The organism is Streptomyces tuirus (assembly GCF_014701095.1).
In the GTDB taxonomy this organism is placed as follows: Bacteria; Actinomycetota; Actinomycetes; order Streptomycetales; family Streptomycetaceae; genus Streptomyces; species Streptomyces tuirus.
The window spans coordinates 5,706,367-5,724,577 of record NZ_AP023439.1; the positions used below are offsets into that span (position 1 = coordinate 5,706,367).

Genomic DNA, 18,211 nt, shown 5'->3' on the forward strand with positions numbered 1-18,211 from the left:
GTCGCGTCCGCTGCGTCGATGACGTCCTTGCCGTCAGAAATGAGGTGACGACGCGCGAACGATCGCATCGATCCTCTCCGCGGCTTCACGGGGTGCCGTCGCTTCCGTCTCCACGCGCAGCTCCCAGCGAGCCTGCGGATGAGCTGCGAGATCGGCCTGTGTGGCGTCCCACGCGGCCAGCCGGGCCGCCGTGTCGGTGTCGCCTCGCTGCGGTGAGCGTCGGGCGGTGGTCTCTTTGGAACACCACAGCAGAACGCTCACCCAGTGCGCCGGGTAGAGCGCGGTCACTTGCTCCATCCCCACCATCTGACCGAGGTGGACGACAGGGATCCTGCCGCCCTCCATGGCCTGGTCGAGGCCGGGTCGGTCGACGACGTAAATGTTGCCGTACCGGTCGTTGCGGTAGATGACGTCGCCCCGTGCCTCCAAGGCAGCCAGCTGCTCGGGTGTGCCCATGCGGTAGCCCTGGGTCTTCCCGGTCCCGAGCTTCAGTCGGGTGAACGGCACGTACCGCGCGTCGAGTTCGGTGAGTGCCGCTGTGATCGTGTCCTTGCCTGCCGCTGGCGGCCCGTACAGCAGGATGCCCTGGCTCACTGGAACACCGTCCCGAAAACCTGGCGTACCTGGTCCGTGAGCGAAATCGCAGCGCCGAGCCGGTTGTCGACAACCAAGTGCGGTACGACGGGTCGCAGTTCGAGATCTATACCCGCGGCGTAGGTGTCCCAGTTCTGGAGTTTCCAGCTGTCCCGGGCGGCGGACCGGAAGCTGATGTATTCGTGCATCGTCTCGATGTCGCACTGGATCCACACGACAACGACGGTGACCCCGCGTGCTTCACAACGGTTGATCAGACGGCGCATCCACCTGGCATCGGTGGCCTCGGCGATGAATGGGGCGCAGAGTACGGTGCTGATCGCGCAGTCGATGTTCGCGTACGCGGTCTCCAGCAGGCACTGGTACTCCAGCGGGCGGACCTTCTCCCGGTAGAGCTCGGTGTGCCGGTCATTCGGGTCGCTGCCCATCTCTACGAGAAGGCGCTCGACGAGGGGGCGTGTGATCGGGTCCTTATCGAGGACGGGCCAGCCGGTGAGTTGGGAAATGAAGCGGGCAAATTCCGATTTCCCGCTGCCCGCGTAACCACCGACCATCATCAGTGTGGGCTTGTTCGGGTCGCCGCCGGTGTGGCGGCGCTTCCAGGCGTCGAGGATCCGCTGCTGTACGCCCTGCCCATCAGTGTCCTCCGTACCGGGCGCGAGTTGGAGCAGCGCGCGCTCCACAGCCAGCACGTGGGCTCCGTTGTGCGGTTCGCTCGACGCGGTGAACTTGAGCTTCCTGGCCTCGTCGGGCAGCGCGTTGCGGAAGCCGAGCTCAGGCTCGGTCGCGCGGTACAGCAGGCAGTACGCGCGGCGGTAGTGCGGTCCGGGATAGACCTCACCCTGCTCGTGCTGCCACAGCGTCTGGAAATTGGCGGCAGGCACCGCGAGTCCCGCCGCCCGGGCCACCTCACGCAGTTGCTCGCCGGCGCCTTCGAGCGTCAGGCCGTGGGCTTCGCGTTGCTGTCTCAGCTTGTCCGGACGCCAACCCGGGCGACTTTTCCCCACTGCTCCTACCGCCTGCCCATCCCTGGTCATGATCCGGAGCTTAAGTCTGCCTGTCATGAACCCGTGTGTAAGCGGATGTTGAAAAGTCGGACCTACCGGCCATGAGCTGCTGATGAGCAGCTTCGGCAACAGCTTGTGATACTCCGCACACCTCCGAGCCGCTGTCATGGTCACACCGACGCGGTCACCGCATGGTCCGCCTCGGGCTCCAGTGTCCGTACAGATCCGAAGGGGCTCCGCGATGGCTGTCGACGTCGCCGTTCTGCTGATCCTCGGCATCGTGATCGTCTTCTTGTGCCGAGGAGGTGGGCTCAAGGCTGGTCACGCCCTGGTGTGTGCGCTCTTCGGCCTGCGAAGGACGTCACGGCGTCGGTGGCGGGCCTGCTGTCGGGGCTGAGGCTGTGACCACGCCGACGGATTCGCACCCGTCTACCCATTGGAATGACTCCGCCGACAGGAGGCGACCTGTGCCCGAGGGCGACGTGACGTTACGGACGGCCGAGCTCCGGTACGGTCCGTTCGATTGTGGGACCACCAAGCCGTACTCCAGGACGCAGCGAGCAGCCGATGGCGGTTCTCTGCTGAAGGTCTACGTTGGGATCGATCCCCAAGGCCGGCGGCGTCGTGAAGTGCAGACGGTCCGGCGTGCGGCTCACTGGGGTCTGTCAGTACCGGAAGTCCTGGCGACGGGCAGGTGCGACGCCGGATCTTGGTCGGTGTTCCGTGTGCTGCCAGGCGTGCCATGCAGCGTCCGTACGGGCCAGGCGGTCGAGGAGTACATCGGCCACATCCTTGGTCTGGCGGAGAGGCTTCACCGGTCTTCACCCGGGCTCGCACCTGGTTCCGGCTGGACCGATGAAGGAGGGCACCCTGCGCTCCAGCACCATCTCCTGCTCAACCAGCTCTCTCCGCGCTGCCGACTGCGACCGTGGTGGGCAGCCTTGGCAGAGGCACTCCAGCCTCTTCAATCGCATCCGGTCGTCCACCTGCACGGGGATCTCAAGCCCGAGCATCTGTTGGTCGCCGACCACCAGCTGAGCGTCGTCGACTGGGAGGCCAGTGCCCGCGGGCCCGCCGTCGTCGACTTCGCCGACGTGGTGTTCCACCTCGTACGTGACTTGCTGTACGCGGGCGTGAAGCCCGGCCGTGTCCCGATCGATCTCATGATCCGCCTGCCGTTCTGCGGTCCTGTTCTGGCCTGGCGCCTGCTGCTGTGGCTTGATCGCCGTCGCCCTCAGGACATCGACCTCATCGCGGTCCGCGATATCCACCGGCTTGCCGCGGAGGACCAAGCCCCAGCCGCATACGCGTCGCTGACTCGGACTGTCTCGGCTCTGCGTGCTGCCGGCGTCCCGCGCTGACTCCTCGCTCACCGCTCGACCAGGCGCGTCGACGCCTGCACTCATCCACGTTTCGTCCACGCCAAACGGGAGTTCGTCATGCCTCGTACCAGCACGATCATCGGCAACAGCAACCTCGTCATCGACACGGCCATGGCCAGACCGGACGCGACGTCCATCGTCGAACGGAAGGGCCTCGGTCACCCGGACACCCTGGCCGACCACCTCGCCGAGCGGCTTTCCCGCGCCTACAGCCACCACACCGTCGAGCGCTTCGGTGCCGTGCTGCACCACAACTTCGACAAGCTCGCCCTCCTCGGGGGTGCGAGCGAGGTCCGGTACGGCGCCGGCAGGATGACCTCCCCGGTCAGGGTGCTCGTCAACGGCCGTGCCGCGCCCATGTGCGGCGGGGAGCGAATTCCCGTCGAGGAGATCGTGGAGGCCGAGGTGCGGGCGTTCTTCGCCGAGCGGCTCCCCGAGGTCTCGGACCATCTCGACATCGTCTTCAACATCACCAGCAATTCGAGCCCGGGCGCCGTCCTCACGGGCGACGCGGTGCCTGACCGGACGCGTTGGTTCAACCCGCGTTCGATCGAGGACCTGCGGGAGCGGCGGGTGCGGCTGTCCAACGACACCTCACTGGGGACGGGCTGGGCACCGGAGAACACCTTCGAGTCGTTCGTCCGCCAGCTGGTGAACCACTTCTCCGGGGACAGCGAGTTCACCCGTACGCACGCCTGGTGCGGGTCGGACGTCAAGCTCATGGGCTACTGGGACGGGGAGCAGGCTGACGTCGTGCTCTGCGTCCCGCAGAAGTCGCGGTTCGTCGCCAGCCGGGCCGAGTACGTGCGGAACGCGGAGAGCGTGCTCGCCGAGTGCCACAGGCTCGCGGGCCTCCGGCTCGCCGGTGCCGAGGCGCGGTTCCGACTCAATGCACGCGACGTACCGGAGAAGGACGAGCTGTACCTCACCTACACCGGCAGCTCGATCGAGTCCGGCGACGAAGGAGTCGTCGGCCGCGGTAACCGTGTCAACGGGCTCATCACGCCGCTGCGGCCGATGAACCTGGAGGGCGCCAACGGCAAGAACCCCGTGTACCACGTGGGCAAGCTCTACAACATCGCCGCGCGACGGCTCGCCGAGCGGCTGCACGAGGCGACCGGGGAGCACGCCGAGGTCCACCTGGTGAGCGCTACCGGGCAGCGCCTCGACCAGCCGTGGCGCATCCTCGTCCGCCTGTCCTCTCCGGACGCCGAGGTGGACAAGGTCCAGGCGCTGGTGGAGGAGGCGCTGGGAGCGTTTCCCGCCCTCACCGACGAACTGGTCTCCGACGGGATTGTGCTGAGCTGATGGTGAAGCGGACGCTTGGAGAGGTCTCCCGGGACTGCCGACGGCGCCTGATCACCCACTATGGCACCCAGGTCTCCGGGTGGCTCGACACCGTGCCGGCGCTGCTGGATCAGGCGGCGGAGCGCTGGAAGCTCACGCTCGGCGGGTACCACGACGCCGGACACGCCTCCGTGATCGCCACGGCCGACACCCTCGACGGGCGTCCGCTGCTCCTCAAGGCATGGGCCGACCCTGCCCGGTTCCATAACGAAGTGACCGCGCTGAGCCTTTGGGCGGGCGGTCCCACGGCGGACGTTGTCGAGGTGGCGGACGACCTCGCCGTGGCGGCCCTGGAGATGATCAGTGGCCAGCCGGGCGGCGGCAAGCGGCCGCCACGGGAGCTGCAAACGGTGGCCGCCGCCCTCCAGGGCTTGCACACCTTCGGCCGTCTTCGTCGTCGACCGCGTGATCTCCCGCTTCTGGCCACATACCTGCACCAGGAGATACGCCCCCGGATCTGGCGCAGATTGGAGTCGGCCGATCTTGGCCCGCGGCACGACCTCGCCTACGCGGTCCTCCCCGAGCTCATGACCTTGGAGGAGGACGACGGCCACGCGACGGTCCTGCACACGGACCTCTACCGCGAAAACGTGCTGTTCGACTGGCTGGGGCACCCGAGGTTCATCGATCCTCTTCCGATGGTCGGTGACGCCGCCTTCGACTGGGCCTTCTGGACCGTGTACTACGACCTCGGGCACGGCACGGACACTCGCCTGGCCACAGCCGCCCGGATCGCCCGCATCCCCGTCCCCGTGCTCACACCGTGGTGCCGAGCCCTGGCAGTGGACGGTCTCCTCTACTACCTCGAAACCGCTGATCCACGCGCACCACGGATGGCCGACGTCCTCGCGTGGCTGTCGGCACCAACCCCAGGGACCCGACCATGACGACTCACGTCCTCCGCCACGGGCCGACCGATTACAGCCGGCGCTATCTCGTCAACGGCGACCCGGCCAAACCCATCCACCTCAACGACGACGGTCGGCGGGCGCTGACCAGAGGCTGGAGGAGCTTGCCCCTCCACCAGGTGAGAACGTGGATGGCCAGCGAATTCCCCCGCGCCCAGCAGACCGCGAACCTGTTGATGGGGGTTCCCCGACCGGAACTGATCACCGACGCGCGGCTGAAAGAACTCGACTACGGGGACTTCGAAGGGGGTCCGTTCCTCGAATACGCCTCGTGGCTCGACGGACACGGCGCCGACGACCGACCGCCCGGCAGCGCCGAGTCGCAGAGCGAGGGAATCCGCAGGATGCTCACGGGGGTCCTCGCGGCTCTGGACCACTCTGGCCCTCGCGTTCTCGTGGCCCACGGCCTGCTGGTCTCCGTACTCCTGTGGCACCGCGGACGGACTCCGGACCAGGCCATGCCCCTGTTCTTCCCCGAGGCACCGTACGTCGAGCCCATCGCCATCCCTGACGAGGAGTTGCCGGAAATCATTGGAACACTGATGAACGATCTTGAAGTGGGCGCAAAGCGCTGTGCCGCCGACACCGGTGACGTGAGGATATTCCGGAACGGGAACGGTTCGCCGGTTGCTACCGTCGATTCCGCATCCCCATCCCACTCGCAGGATCAGAAGGATCTTCCTCATGCATGATGCCCGCGCCCTGATCGACATGGGTGCCGAAGCGGTTCGTCGGCTCGCTCGTCGCGGTTACACCCTGGACCTGTCCGAGCTGGAGTCCCTCTACTCTCGGCGCAACCAGAACATCCGCTCGGCCGACGAGATGCGGGCAGAGTCCAAGCGAGTGGCAAGCGAGGTCCAGCAGACGGCCAAGCAGGGCGGTGACATCAGCAAGCTCAAGGAGCGCGCCCGCGAGCTGAAGGAGCAGATCCGCGAGATCGAGGCCGGCCAGGAGCAGATCGAGGCCCAGCTTCGCGACCTGCTCCTCAGCATCCCGAACCTGCCGGACGACTCGGCCCCCGACGGGGACTCGGAGGAGTTCGCCGTCGAGATCCGGCGCGTCGGCACGCCCCCCGCGTTCCCGTTCGAACCGAAGGACCACGTCGACATCGGCGAGGCCACCGGCATCCTCGACTTCGGCAGGGCCACGAAGCTGTCCGGCCCGCGCTTCGCGGTCTCCCGCGGTGCCGGCGCAGCCCTGGAACGCGCCCTGGCCACGCTCTTCCTCGACCTCCACACCCGTCGGCACGGCTACGTCGAGTACTCGGTCCCCTACCTGGTCACCCGCAAGACCATGACCGGTACCGGCCAGCTCCCGAAGTTCGAGGAGGACCTGTTCAAGACCGGCGTCGCCGACCGCGACCTGTTCCTCATCCCGACGGCCGAGGTCCCGCTGACCAACCTCTACGCCGACGAGATCATCCCTCCGGCGGAGCTGCCGCTCGCGCTCACCGCGCACACCCCGTGCTTCCGGTCCGAGGCAGGCTCGTACGGCCGCGACACCCGCGGCCTGATCCGCCAACACCAGTTCGCCAAGGTCGAGATCGTCCGCATCGTCGACCCGGCCGACGCCGACGCCGAACTGGAGATGATGATTGGCCACGCCGAGGCGTGCCTGAAGGAACTCGGCCTCGCCTACCGCGTCATCAAGCTGGCCGCCGGCGACACGGGCTTCTCCGCCCAGCTCACCTACGACATCGAAGTCTGGATCCCGAGCCAGAACACGTACCGCGAGATCTCCTCGGTCTCCAACTTCGGCACCTTCCAGGCCCGTCGGGCGAACATCCGGACCCGCGGCGAGGACGGCAAGCCCAAGCTCGCCGCCACCCTCAACGGCTCCGGCCTGCCCATCGGCCGCACCCTGGCCGCTCTCCTTGAACAGTGCCAGCAGCAGGACGGCTCCATCCTCCTGCCCGAATCCCTCGTCCCGTACCTCGGCTTCCGCCGGATCTCGGCGGACGGAACACCGGAGGCATAGTGCTCGTCGGCGTCTGCGACTTCCCTGGTAGCTACGCCTTTCCACCCGCCGGCTACGGCGGAATCGAACGATGGCTGTGGGCGGTCGCCACAGGCGCCCGAGCCGCAGGCGCCGACGTACACCTCCTCGGGCCGGGCTGGCTCACGGACCTGGAACACGACTGGGTCCGCAAGCCGGTCCGCCTGGAGGACATCACGTCCGGAACGCTCGCCGAGCGCGAACTACGGGACACGGGATACGACCTCCTGGTCGTGGGCCATGAGTACCCATCGCTTCCGGCCTGGACCCGCACATGGAGCGAGCTGGACTGCGACGTCGCCACGTTCCAGCACTCGCCGGTCTTCCAACACGCAGCTACTGCCTTCGACGGCCAGCGATCGCGGCTCTACTGCTACTCGCCCGAGATGATCGAGCGCTACGGCAACCACCGGCCGATCCCCGAGCTCGCCGTTCACCTCGGCCTTCAGGAGGAGGAGTCTCCAGCCACCGCTGGTACCGACCTCGTCTGGCTCGGCCGGGTTGACGAGGACAAGGCTCCCCACATCGCGGTGCGAGCGGCACAGATCATTGGCCGCCGGATCCGAATCGTCGGTCCGATCTTCGACAAGGAGTACGTGCGCCGCCACGAGGACCTTCTCGGCGCCGAGCATGTGGAATGGATCGGGGAACTCGGTGGCACAGCCAAGGCGGCCACGATCGCCGAGGCGTCCGTGTTCGTCTATACGTACGCCCGCGCGTACGTGGAGGCCGGTGCCGCCGTCTTCGGTGAATCCCTCCGCGCCGGCACTCCCATGGCCGCTCTCACCTGGCGGGAGGGGACATGCGCCCAAGCGGCCCTGTGCAATGAGACCGGCGCGGTCACCATCGTCGACCCGCGGGAGGACGATGAGACGGCGGCACGGAGGCTCGCCGACTCGATTCAGCAGGCGGAAGATCTCGACCATCGCCGGGTCCAGGCCGTCGGGATGCAGCGCTTCGACCCGGTCCGCCACTTCCAGACGATGGCGACCCGCCCATGCTGACCCGCGCGCCCCGCGCGGTCGGGGACGACTTGGCCCGGCAGATACCAGGGGTGCTACGTACCGCGTTAGGCCCGCACTGGGAGTTCACGGTCGACGGCCGGAACATCGAGGTTCGCCACCCGAACCGCGGTACCCCCTACAAGCCACCGCGTAGACGGCCCTCATGGAGGGAATTGCTCGACTCCCTGGAGACTGGCTTCGCGCAGGACGGAGCCGCACGTGACAACTGCCTTCCCCTCCTCTGGGGCCGGGAGACCGAACTGACCATCTCCGCGGTCCAGGCACTCGACCCATTCCTCAAGGGCGGCCAACCCCGCACGTACCGAAGCGGATTCCTTCCCCAGCCGGTCGTGCGCTTTACGGGCCAGCGCGACGCGACCGGCCACTTGAAGGACGGCTTCTTGACCTCCTTCGTCAACATCTCCCGGGTCCAACGCATAGGCAGCCTGGAGGAGTACGGCGCCATCCTCGACGGCTGGCTGACAGTCCTCTCCCGACTCGGCTTCCATGCCCGGCACCTGAGCATCAAGGGCAAGCTGACCCCATGGCGCCGGCGACAGGTCGAGGGCATCACACTGCGCTTCCGCCACCTGGACCGCACTCTTGGCGACATCGTCCTTCTGTGGAACACCGAACACCCGGACCGCATGGCCGCAGACCTCGGCAGCGGACTGGAACGTCTGGCATGGGCTCGCGCCCAGGAGCCCTGGCACCAACTGATCTACGGCAGCTTCGCCATGGCTGCGCCGCCGACCACCCTGGATGCCATCCGTACGGCCACGCTCCTACTCGGGCATGGGATCACCCCAGATGCCCGAGGAGCAGGGGGCATCACCCGGCGGGTCATAGGCGGGATCGACCCAGACGCCGCACGCCTTGGCGTCGGAGCCTTGGTCCGGAAGATGTACGGCTACTGGTCGCTCTTCAGTATCCTGCACGCACCGTGGCCAGAGATCGCTCGCGCTATCGAGGAAGAAATAGGCCCGTAAGGCCCGGAGTGGCGGATACGGGGGGAGGTACGCGGGCGTCGCGGCATCCGTTCGCGGCAGCCAGCTGCGATCCAAATCCATCCCCGCCCGGTTCTACCAGTTGGCTACGGGTCTGCAGACCGCCGCGGAGTCCGCCATCCGACAGGCACGGCGCCGCAACGAGCCCAGCCCGCCCGAGCCGCGAACGGTATCCCAGGGCTGGGGCGCGCCTATGCCCTCACTCAGTATTGGAGGACACCAGGAACTGGCTGGCCTTCCCCGACCAAGTGATCGACAGCTGCTCGCGTGCACGTGTCGCGGAGACAAAGAGGAGTGACTGCTCGCGACGAAGGTCGGCCGCGTACTGCAACCGATCCTCGGTCTCCGGCGTGAGGGCGGTAGGCAGCGGCATGTACTGAGCTCCTGCCCCCACGATGGCGACGGCCCGGTATTCGAGCCCCTTGATGCGGTGCATCGTCATGACCTGCACACCCTCGTCGGGGTCAGGGACGCGGGAATCCTCGACCTTCACGGCCCTGAGTTTGGCGTCTCGCAGGGCTTGGACGGCCGCATCGGCCACCGCGTGGGTCCTGGCCACGACCGCGATCTCATGCGGCTTGATCCCTTCCCGCTGCCACCCGTCGACGCGCTTCGCCAAGGCCGCCATCTCGTCGGCGGGGGTGCGGTAGTCCTGAGTCTCGGGAGTGGCCCCAGAGAGGACGGAGCGGTATCCGCGCAGATGCTCCCGGTTTCCGTCGAGGTCGTCAAACTCGGCCTTCCCGAGCAGGTCCAGAGAGGCTACGAGGATCTGCCGGGTGGTCCGGTAGTTGAGGGTCAGCCGCTTGGAGCGACCGCGGATGTTGATGCCGTGAGCGCTGAGGGAGGTTCGGTTGTCGTAGATCCTCTGGTGGGCGTCACCGACGATGAATAGGTCGTCGTCTCCTTCGGGAACCAGGGCGCGCAGCAGTTTCCAGTGGGCCGCGTGCAGGTCCTGCGCCTCGTCCACGACGATGTGCCGGTACGGCCGTTCCTCGTCGGACCAGCCGGAGGCGATCCGAGCTGCTTGGGCGGCGAGCTGGATGACGCCCGCGGCCTTCTCCCGATCGAGACGGCGCTCAAACTCCTCAATGAGAGACCAGACTTGGGCGCGCTCAGGGCGATTGAGTCGTCGGCCACGCCCGGCGCGCTTGGCGACGAAGTACTCGTCGCGGCTGCGGATGTCCTGGGCGAGGACAATCTGCTTCCATTCAGCATCGAGGAAACGGCCGTCGAAATGTTCTCCAGGCTGCTCCTGAGCGAGTTCGATCCAGCGGTTGAGGATCTCGCCGTCCTTGAGCCTGCTCGGCGCCTCGGATCCGAAGGTCTCCTTCACCGTGCCGTAGGCGACCTTGTCGATATTGCGGACGTCGACCTTGGCCAGCAGCTGGGCCCCGCCGAGGTCCTTGAGTTGGGACTTGAGCAGGTTGGCGAGGTTGGTGGTGAAGGTGGTCAGCAAGATGGCTTGGCCGGGCGGCAGGCGGTCGGCAAGAGCTTTGACACGATGCAGGGCCACCACGGTCTTGCCGGTGCCGGGGCCTCCGGTGACGCGTGCGGGGCCTCTGTACGGGGTCTTCCGTTCGGCTAGAGCCCGCTGAGCGGGGTGGAGGAAGATCCGCCAGGCGGACAGCGGTTCGGTCAGGATGCGTCCGAACTCGGCGATGTCGCCTGTAACCACGAAGGCTTCCTTGGTGGCCGGGCGCTCGATGGCAGCCTCGTAGTCTTCCGTGTCGATCTCGTCCTCGGTGGCCGCGACGGAGCTGACCTGCTCCCAGACCTCCTCGACGGACATACCGTCGGCAAGGCACAGGATGACGTCGCGGGCCAGTTTCGGAAGCGTCTCGACGATTCCCAGGACCGCGTCCTCGCTGTGGATCTCACGGAGCGCCGGGACGATGCAGGGGTGGACACCGAGGCGTTCGAAGTCGGCGTCCGAAACGCTGGCGAAGAGCGATGGCGCTTTCGTGTCCGTCGTGCCGCCAGCGCTCTTCGACTGCCCGCTCAGGGTGCCGTACAGGCTGCCCAGGTTGATCAGCTCAATGCCGCCGGTGACCTTGTTGATGTCGAAGAGGATGTTCGCGGCGAAGTCGTACGCGTCGTCGTGCGGCAGGACTGCAACCAGGTAGTAGATACGGTCGGCGTAGTGCATGAGCACGGCACGGTAATTGTCGGTGACGCGTGCAGTGCGGACTCTCTTGTCCTTGGCGCCCTTCGGGGGCTTGAGGTTGAGGCCGTTGGAGTCCGGGTCGCGCTGCATCTTCATGATGAACTGCAGCACGAGCGGTTGGACGGAGCCGTCGAGCGCGTCATAGGACTTTCCGAAGACGTCCGCCATGATCACCTTGGCGCCGGACATCAGTTCCCCTCCAACTTCTTGATGAGTTCAGGCACGTTTACGGCGTCGGCCTGTGCCACGTACCAGCCCTCACGCTCGAATGCTGCGTCTCGTTCCTCGTCTGCGTCGATGAAGATCGCGACCTTCTCGTCTTCCCAGGCCAGCTCGGCCAGCAGTGCCTGGTCTCCGTACTCGAAGCCGACCTCCGGCACGTCGATGCGGCCGCCTCGGGCTTCCTCGACGAGTGCGAGCAGGACGTCCTCGACCTTGCTCGAGGCCCATTCGAAAGTCTCGGCCCACCTGGGCGGTAGCGGTGGCGGGGCCCCTCCCTCCGTGGGCAGGGCGCTGGTCAGCAGGGCCATGGTGTGCGGGTCCACCTGAGCGCTGGTGGAGACCGCGATCTGGTGGAAGGAGCAGGGCAGTTCATCGCTGGCGGTGGACTGGAGGAACTGCAGAAGGTTGGACCAGCGCAGCCAGTCCGCCCAGCGGTTCCTGTGGTCCTCGTCCGCGACGGCGTCCGTGCGATCGTCGAGTACGGCCAGAGCAGACCAGGCCCGCATGCCCGGCTGCCCCGTTCGCGGTTCGGGGCGGCGGTCCAGTAGACCCGTGATCCGCGCCTGACCTGGGGTTCGGGCGTCGAAGGCGACCGCCTCGGTGGCATGGGGCGCTGTGGGCAGGGCTGTGCCGCGCAGAATGTCCGGGAGGGCTCGTCCGATCTCCTCGCGGTCCACCGGCTGTGGACGTGTCACCGCTCCGAAGCCGCCCAGCAGGCCAGCTGCCCGCCGCCCCCATTTGGCCCGGTCGGGGTCGGCGAGGAACTCCAGCAGGGTCTCTACAGGATTACGCAGGACCGGGTCGAGGGTGTCGTCGGGCCGGGCTTCGCCGACCAGGCTCAGGTGGATCTGCCGGGCGAGTCCCAGCGCCCCCTCCGTGTGCAGGGGCGGTGCGGAAGTGCGGACCTTCTGCCCTTGAACGGCACCGCTGACGGCCGTCGCCCATGCCATGACGTCGTCCCAGGTCAGCTGCCAGACCAGGATGCCTTCGGCTCTCAGGGCCGCCCGCTTCGCGGCGTCGTCGGCGATGCGGTTGACACGTTCGCTGGCGTGGAAGGCGAAACCGTCGAGGAAAACAGCGACGCGCTCGGTGGGGCCGTCGGTGCGTTCCAGAAGGAAGTCGGGTTCACAGGGCACCGCGGTGTTCATTCTTACGTGGTCCTGCATGCGCCAGCGCGTAGTGGTGGCAGCGCAGGTGAAGCGCAGTTCATGCTCGATGCCGCGCTGGCCGGCCTTGGCGGTGACCGATCCGTCTTCCTCTTCGCGGCGGCCCCAGGTGACCAGCGTGCGGACGAACCGGTCCTCCAGCTCGCTCTCGACGAGCTGGTCGATGCGGACACCGGAGAGCGTGTCGACCTTCTCGACGTCCCAGTCCTTGAGGATCTCGTCTAGGAGTTCCTTGGCGATGCGGAGCGAGACGTGCGGAAGCTCGCTGCTGGTGACGTGGGGCAGCAAACAGCGGTGGCAGGGGGTGCGCTGGTCCTCCTTCTGGCAGGGACACTCCCGAAGGGCCGTCTGCGCGAGAGTCAGGACGCGGTGCAGCACCTCGGCGTCCGCAAGGTGTTCTAGGTAGCCCGTGCCGCCGGGCATGGAGTCGTGCAGGACAAGAAAGCGCCTACGTAGTTCGTGGCTGTCGCCGGGCATGCTGTCGGTGACCACGCGGATGTGGTCGGGGGCTCCGCCGAAGTGCTTGGTGATGCCCAGGAGCAGGGCCGCCTTGAAGGAGACGAGGCGCTCGGCGAGGTCCATCGTGGAGACGGGCAGCAGGATGCGCAGGGCCTGCGTGGTCAACTCATGAGCCAGGAGGAGCTTCTCCGCCGGCTCATGGTTCACGCCGTCGTCGCGGTGGGAGCACCAGTACGCGTGGCGGGTGCCGATGCGCTGAGCCGAGGGGTCCCATGCCTGCGGGTGCACGCCGCGGACCGCGCCGCACTCCAGGCAGGTCTCGAAGCCGGGAGCCTGGATCTCGTCGCCGCGGATCACATGGGTCGAGCCCGGGGCGGCCGACGGCCCCAGGTTGATAGTGCGGATGGTGGCCACACGAGCGAACTCGACCCCGAAGGGCGGAACCTTCTCTTTCTTGTTCTTGCTGATGCGTCGCCAGGCCCTCAGTCCCTGGGCCTGGTCCTTGTCGATATCGACCAGGGCGATCACATCGAACTGCCTGCGTTCCCGCTCGTCCCGCTCGTCGGTGAGGCGTGCATCCTCGCGCCGCTCACGGGCCACTACCCGCTCGGGCACCAGCACCTTGTGGACGGCTCCCGGGTCGGCGATCTGCGGGGCTTTACAGCGTGGACAGGCGGTGATTTCCAGGCCGGTCTCCTCCGTGGCCACGAATCCGCACTCGGGGCAGAATCTCCACAGCGCGTACGGGTCCTCGCCGCCTCCGACGCCGGTGCCCAGGTCCACGCCGTTGACGATGAACTTGTAGCCGTCGGTGTGGAAGATGTTGCCGGGGGCGAGTTCGGTCAGCGCGAGGCGTGAGCCGCGCCCGTAGTCGGCAGCGCTCTCGTCGAACTCGCCGTCGCTGTTCCGCCACCACAAGGTGGCATCCAGCACGGTCGCGTCGTCGTGGAGGGTGTAGTTGGGCAGGAGGCCCAGCCGCACCAGCGCGTTTATCGAGTTCTCCGAGACCAGGTCGTCGCGCCGCTTGCGTACGGTGCGCTGTTCGGCGAAGAGCTGACGCCGTTGCTTGTCCCGTTCCGGGTCTCCCGAGACGGACGCCAGGGCGTCGAAGGCCCGGCCGATCTGTCGCATCCTCGCGCGTAGCGCCGCCACTCGCTTGTTCCATGCGCTCGCGGCGGCCCCGACGGTCTCCTCCAGCTCCTGTGCCGCGAAGACCTGCACGCCCTGGCGGGCCTCCTCGCTCATGGCGGGGAAGAGTTTGATGAACGCGGCGGACAACTGGGCATGGCGGGCGGTCGCAACGTCGAGGAAGCGGCGGAACCACCCGTCCGCGGCCAGCCCCGGTCCGTAGAGCTCACCGATACGTGGTGGCATGGGGCGCTCAGGGATTGCCGTGCCTTCCCACAGGGTGCGATCGGCAGCTCGGTCGAAGAGGAAGGCCAGGTACTGGCGGCGAAGGATCTCGGAGGCGTCCAGGTAGCAGTCTGGCGGAATGATCCGGCCGGCCAGCATGTGCTCCGGGGCGTGCAGGTAGTAGTGGTTACGGTTGCCTCGTGGGACGAAGCTGACGGCCAGGGAGTTGCCAGTGCTGCGTCCGGCTCGGCCGATTCGCTGCGCGTAGTTGGCGGGTCCGGGCGGCATGGAGGCCAGCACCACGGCCGACAGGTCGCCGATGTCGATGCCGAGTTCGAGGGTGGGCGTGCAGGTGAGCACGTTGGGGTCGAACGCCGAGGTCCGGTTCTTGAACGCTGCCTCGACCTGCTCACGCCGCTCCCGGCTCAGCGCACCGGTGTGCTCGGCGGTCAACACGTGGCCCGGACGGTCGACGGTGTACAGCCGCCGGTAGTAGTCGGCCGTGTAGTCGCGGTCATCCTCGACGAACTGGCCCGAGCAGCGGAACCGCAGGCACGCGGTGCCCAGCCACTGCTCACGCCGGCCCGGCGGCACGGTCTGCCGCCAGGTGCAGGTGTCGCAACGCACACCGCACGCGTTGACACCGTCCTCGTCGGGTGAGGCGGCGTCGTCGATGCGGTAGACGAGGACGTTGCGAGGCTTGAGGGCGTAGACGAGCGCGCCGCCCTCAGCGTGATAGGTAGCCAGGATGTCGTGCTGGGCAAGCAGCTTCATGGCCAGTTCGGTCACTGCGCGGGCCTCGCGCCGGTCGCAGCCCAGGGTGCGGTGGCCCCAGTCCGCGAACCAGGTGTTGTCTCGGATGAGGGAGTCGAAGCCGGTGGTGCGGATGCCGCCGGACACCGGGAAAGCGGGTGCGGCAAGGCCGCGCGGGAAGGCCGGCATGCCAGTGGGACGACCACCCCAGATCGGCCAGCGCCGCGCGCCCGCCTGGCGGATGTACTCCTGCAGCCAGGGGTGGAACAGGGCTCCACGCAACCGCAGCCGCTCGGCCAGGCCGCGCAGGAAGACCTCGTACGCCGTGTCGTCGGTTGGCAAGGAGATCTGACCGGGCAGCCGCTGATGCCGCTCTCTCAACTCCGCGCACAGCTGGGGTAGTTCCTTGAGGTCGACCTCGACAGCCGCGGTACGGGTCAGCTCCAGTGTGCGGCCCAGACGGGAGCGCAGGCCGAACTCCAGCAGAGTCTGGAAGACCAGGCGGCTGTGGAGCATCTCCGCACCGGCGTCGCTGAAGCTGTTCGACTCGTCCAGCAGGGTCTGGATGTCCGGGTTCTCGCGGAGGTCGGGGGGAACGATCGAGGCGAGCTCTTCGCGCTTTCCGCCACCGGCGGCCATGACAACGGCCTCGGCGGCATCCGCCGCGAGATGGTGCACGGCGATCGGCGCTCCCGGCGTGAGGTGCTTGGCGAGAAGTCCTCGAAGGGTGAAGCCGAAACTGCGGTTGGCGATGAACGCGGCCCGGTGGGTCGCGTCCTGCACCGCGTCGGTGAACACGAGCAGCTTCCGCTCGTTCTTCGCCAGTCCCCGCTCCGAGAACATCTGCGTGGTGGCGACCGATGCGAGGGTGGCCGTGCCCGCGCCGAGGAAGCGCATGCCGTCGCCCAGCCCACACGAAGGGCACTCGTCGTCGCTGTTGGCGGGCAGCGGCCCCTGCGGAGTGATGACCGCGACGGTGTCCTGCGCCGGGTTGGTCGACAAGCGTTCGTTCTCCGCGTGCAGGTGCAGCACCGGGTACTCGTCCGGCCTGGCCCGCAGCATCCAGCGCACAGGTCGCTTCTTCTGCGCCGCGGCCTTGTAGATCTCCAGCGTGTTCGTCTTGAGCTGCTGCCACTCCAGTTCGGTGGACAGCGCAGCCCAGCCCGATCGCCCGCAGTGACGGCAGTAGATCGCCGGGAGGTGACGCCGGTACGGCGGCCCAACGGGGCGACGCGACGCGTCCTCCCGATCGCCGATCTCGCCGGCGCTGTCGACCTCCGCCGGCTGGTAGATCGCGAGGTTGGCCGGGTTCGGGCGTGAATCACCCGTCGGACCGTCGTCGTCGTACCAGCGGAAGTGCGGCTCAGCGGTCGCCGCCCGAATGACGCGCCGGACCTCACGCACCCACAGCTGCGCCTCAACACGCAGGAATGGACCGGGCTTTCCCGTGACGGGATGCGGAGTACGAGCGTGCGAAATCAGCGCGAGGATCCGCGCGAAGGCGAGCTCCAGAACGCCCGGGTCGCTTCGGGCCGCCTCGTCCCACGCCGGACCGCCGCCGCGCTGCGCGAACTCCCTAGCGATCTCCGGAACGGTCACCGGTGTATTGCCGGCGACGTCGAGAATCGCCTTGACCAGGATGTGCTGCCGCAGCTTGGCCCCAACGTGCAGCGGATCGGATATCGGCTGGCCGAGCATGAGCCGTGCCAGCTCTACGAGGGCTGATTCGTCGTCCAGCGGATCGGGCAACCCGGCCAAGGCTGCGGGTGCCGGGGCGGGAAGCAGGAAGTCCGGCTCGTCCACCACTTCCTTGGGCAGCAGCCGGTCCTCACCGACGAGCGCGGCATCCGGGAACGGGGTGCCGAAGACCTTCTCCGCGAACTGCAGCAGCAGTTCACGGTCCGACCGCTCAGGCCCCTCCGAGACCGGCCCGTCGGGCACGCTCCCGCCCAGCGTCGCCGACGTCGCCACCGGCGTGATGTCGCCGAGCGGACGCCCCTCACGTGCCGCCCCGGTCGCCGCCCCGAGACGGCGCAGCAGCATGGCGACGTCGGTGCCCTGGGCGCCGTCGTAAGTGTGGAACTCATCGAGGACGACGTACGCCAAGGAATCGGACTGCCACAGCGGAACATCCGGAATCCGCTGCAGCAGCAGGTCGAGCATCTTGTAGTTCGTGAGCAGGATGTCCGGTGGGTCAGCCCGGATCGCTTCCCGGTCGGTGATCAGCTTCTTGACCGTCGGGTCGCCAGCGAGGGACGTCGATCCAGTGTCACGACCGTACGAGCCGGGCTCGTTCTCGTCCTCGTCCGAGGCCGATCGGGGCCCGGAGGCACCGCCGATGTAGATGCCGGCCGTGACGTCCTTCAGCGCCTCCTCGGTGGCGAGGAAGTCGTCGATACGACGCGCCTGGTCGTCGGCCAGGGCGTTCATCGGGTACAGCAGCAGGGCCTTCACACCCCGCTGTCCTGCGGCCCGAGCCCGCGCGCAGTGGTCCAGGATCGGCACCAGGAACGACTCGGTCTTACCCGACCCGGTACCCGTCGTGACGATGGTGGGTTCCGGCTGCCGCCCTCCCTTCGACGACAGCCGTTGCCAGGCGGCAGCTTGGTGGGTGTATGGCGTGAACTCGTCCGGGTGCCAGTCGAGTGCCGCCTCCCATCCCTTCTTGGCCTCGCGGAAGGGGGTCCGGACACGGAGATACGGCCCACGGAACAGTCGGCTCCCCGGGCGCTCCAGGAATGCGTCAAGTTCCTCGCGCACGTCATCGTCGGCGAGCGCGAAACTCGTCGTCAGGTAGGTGGCCAGGGCTCGACGCAGATCCTCGGCAACCAGAGAGGGCAGCATGACGGC

At 67.6% G+C, this 18,211-nt stretch carries 11 protein-coding genes; 7 read left to right on the forward strand and 4 right to left on the reverse strand.

The features are described 5' to 3' along the window. Positions 1-33: 33 nt before the first annotated feature. Both IGS69_RS26210 and IGS69_RS26215 read right to left on the reverse strand, forming a co-directional pair. Complete coding sequence (locus IGS69_RS26210) at positions 34-594, reverse strand: phosphotransferase-like protein (RefSeq protein WP_190902936.1); 561 nt, start codon at positions 592-594, stop codon at positions 34-36. Beyond that, complete coding sequence (locus tag IGS69_RS26215) at positions 591-1,631, reverse strand: AAA family ATPase (RefSeq protein ID WP_190902937.1); 1,041 nt, start codon at positions 1,629-1,631, stop codon at positions 591-593. Before IGS69_RS26215 ends, IGS69_RS26210 begins: the two co-directional genes overlap by 4 nt. Positions 1,632-2,083: 452 nt before the next feature. Here IGS69_RS26215 and IGS69_RS26220 point away from each other — a divergent pair, with 452 nt between their 5' ends. From IGS69_RS26220 to IGS69_RS26250, 7 genes are all read left to right on the forward strand, one after another. Beyond that, entirely contained in the window at positions 2,084-2,962 is an 879-nt protein-coding gene (locus IGS69_RS26220) for an aminoglycoside phosphotransferase family protein (protein ID WP_269783206.1), read from the forward strand. 78 nt (positions 2,963-3,040) lie between these two features. Continuing rightward, positions 3,041-4,291: a methionine adenosyltransferase gene (locus tag IGS69_RS26225; protein WP_190902939.1), complete on the forward strand. Its 1,251-nt coding sequence runs from the start codon at positions 3,041-3,043 to the stop codon at positions 4,289-4,291. Further along, positions 4,291-5,217: an aminoglycoside phosphotransferase family protein gene (locus IGS69_RS26230; RefSeq protein WP_190902940.1), complete on the forward strand. Its 927-nt coding sequence runs from the start codon at positions 4,291-4,293 to the stop codon at positions 5,215-5,217. The genes IGS69_RS26225 and IGS69_RS26230 overlap by 1 nt, the downstream gene beginning before the upstream one ends. Then, on the forward strand, positions 5,214-5,930 hold the full coding sequence (locus tag IGS69_RS26235) for a histidine phosphatase family protein (protein WP_190902941.1): 717 nt from the start codon (positions 5,214-5,216) through the stop codon (positions 5,928-5,930). Before IGS69_RS26230 ends, IGS69_RS26235 begins: the two co-directional genes overlap by 4 nt. Further along, positions 5,923-7,215 (forward strand): serine--tRNA ligase, encoded by a 1,293-nt coding sequence (gene serS, locus IGS69_RS26240; protein WP_190902942.1) that lies wholly within the window; start codon positions 5,923-5,925, stop codon positions 7,213-7,215. Before IGS69_RS26235 ends, serS begins: the two co-directional genes overlap by 8 nt. Then, the gene (locus IGS69_RS26245) at positions 7,215-8,237 is read left to right on the forward strand and encodes a glycosyltransferase (RefSeq protein WP_190902943.1); all 1,023 of its coding nucleotides are present in this window, start codon (positions 7,215-7,217) and stop codon (positions 8,235-8,237) included. The genes serS and IGS69_RS26245 overlap by 1 nt, the downstream gene beginning before the upstream one ends. 173 nt (positions 8,238-8,410) lie before the next feature. Beyond that, positions 8,411-9,226: a hypothetical protein gene (locus IGS69_RS26250; protein WP_232543645.1), complete on the forward strand. Its 816-nt coding sequence runs from the start codon at positions 8,411-8,413 to the stop codon at positions 9,224-9,226. Between the two features lie 217 nt (positions 9,227-9,443). Here the strand turns inward: IGS69_RS26250 and IGS69_RS26255 are convergent, their stop codons facing one another. Both IGS69_RS26255 and IGS69_RS26260 read right to left on the reverse strand, forming a co-directional pair. Further along, the gene (locus tag IGS69_RS26255) at positions 9,444-11,597 is read right to left on the reverse strand and encodes a UvrD-helicase domain-containing protein (protein WP_190902945.1); all 2,154 of its coding nucleotides are present in this window, start codon (positions 11,595-11,597) and stop codon (positions 9,444-9,446) included. Then, positions 11,597-18,205: a DEAD/DEAH box helicase gene (locus IGS69_RS26260; RefSeq protein ID WP_190902946.1), complete on the reverse strand. Its 6,609-nt coding sequence runs from the start codon at positions 18,203-18,205 to the stop codon at positions 11,597-11,599. Before IGS69_RS26260 ends, IGS69_RS26255 begins: the two co-directional genes overlap by 1 nt. Positions 18,206-18,211 lie beyond the last annotated feature (6 nt).

Coding starts and splice junctions, on each gene's coding strand:
- IGS69_RS26215 (WP_190902937.1), bottom strand. CDS start 1,631: ATGACCAGGGATGGGCAGGCGGTAGGAGCAGTGGGGAAAAGTCGCCCG.
- IGS69_RS26225 (WP_190902939.1), top strand. CDS start 3,041: ATGCCTCGTACCAGCACGATCATCGGCAACAGCAACCTCGTCATCGAC.
- IGS69_RS26230 (WP_190902940.1), top strand. CDS start 4,291: ATGGTGAAGCGGACGCTTGGAGAGGTCTCCCGGGACTGCCGACGGCGC.
- IGS69_RS26235 (WP_190902941.1), top strand. CDS start 5,214: ATGACGACTCACGTCCTCCGCCACGGGCCGACCGATTACAGCCGGCGC.
- serS (WP_190902942.1), top strand. CDS start 5,923: ATGCATGATGCCCGCGCCCTGATCGACATGGGTGCCGAAGCGGTTCGT.
- IGS69_RS26255 (WP_190902945.1), bottom strand. CDS start 11,597: ATGTCCGGCGCCAAGGTGATCATGGCGGACGTCTTCGGAAAGTCCTAT.
- IGS69_RS26260 (WP_190902946.1), bottom strand. CDS start 18,205: ATGCTGCCCTCTCTGGTTGCCGAGGATCTGCGTCGAGCCCTGGCCACC.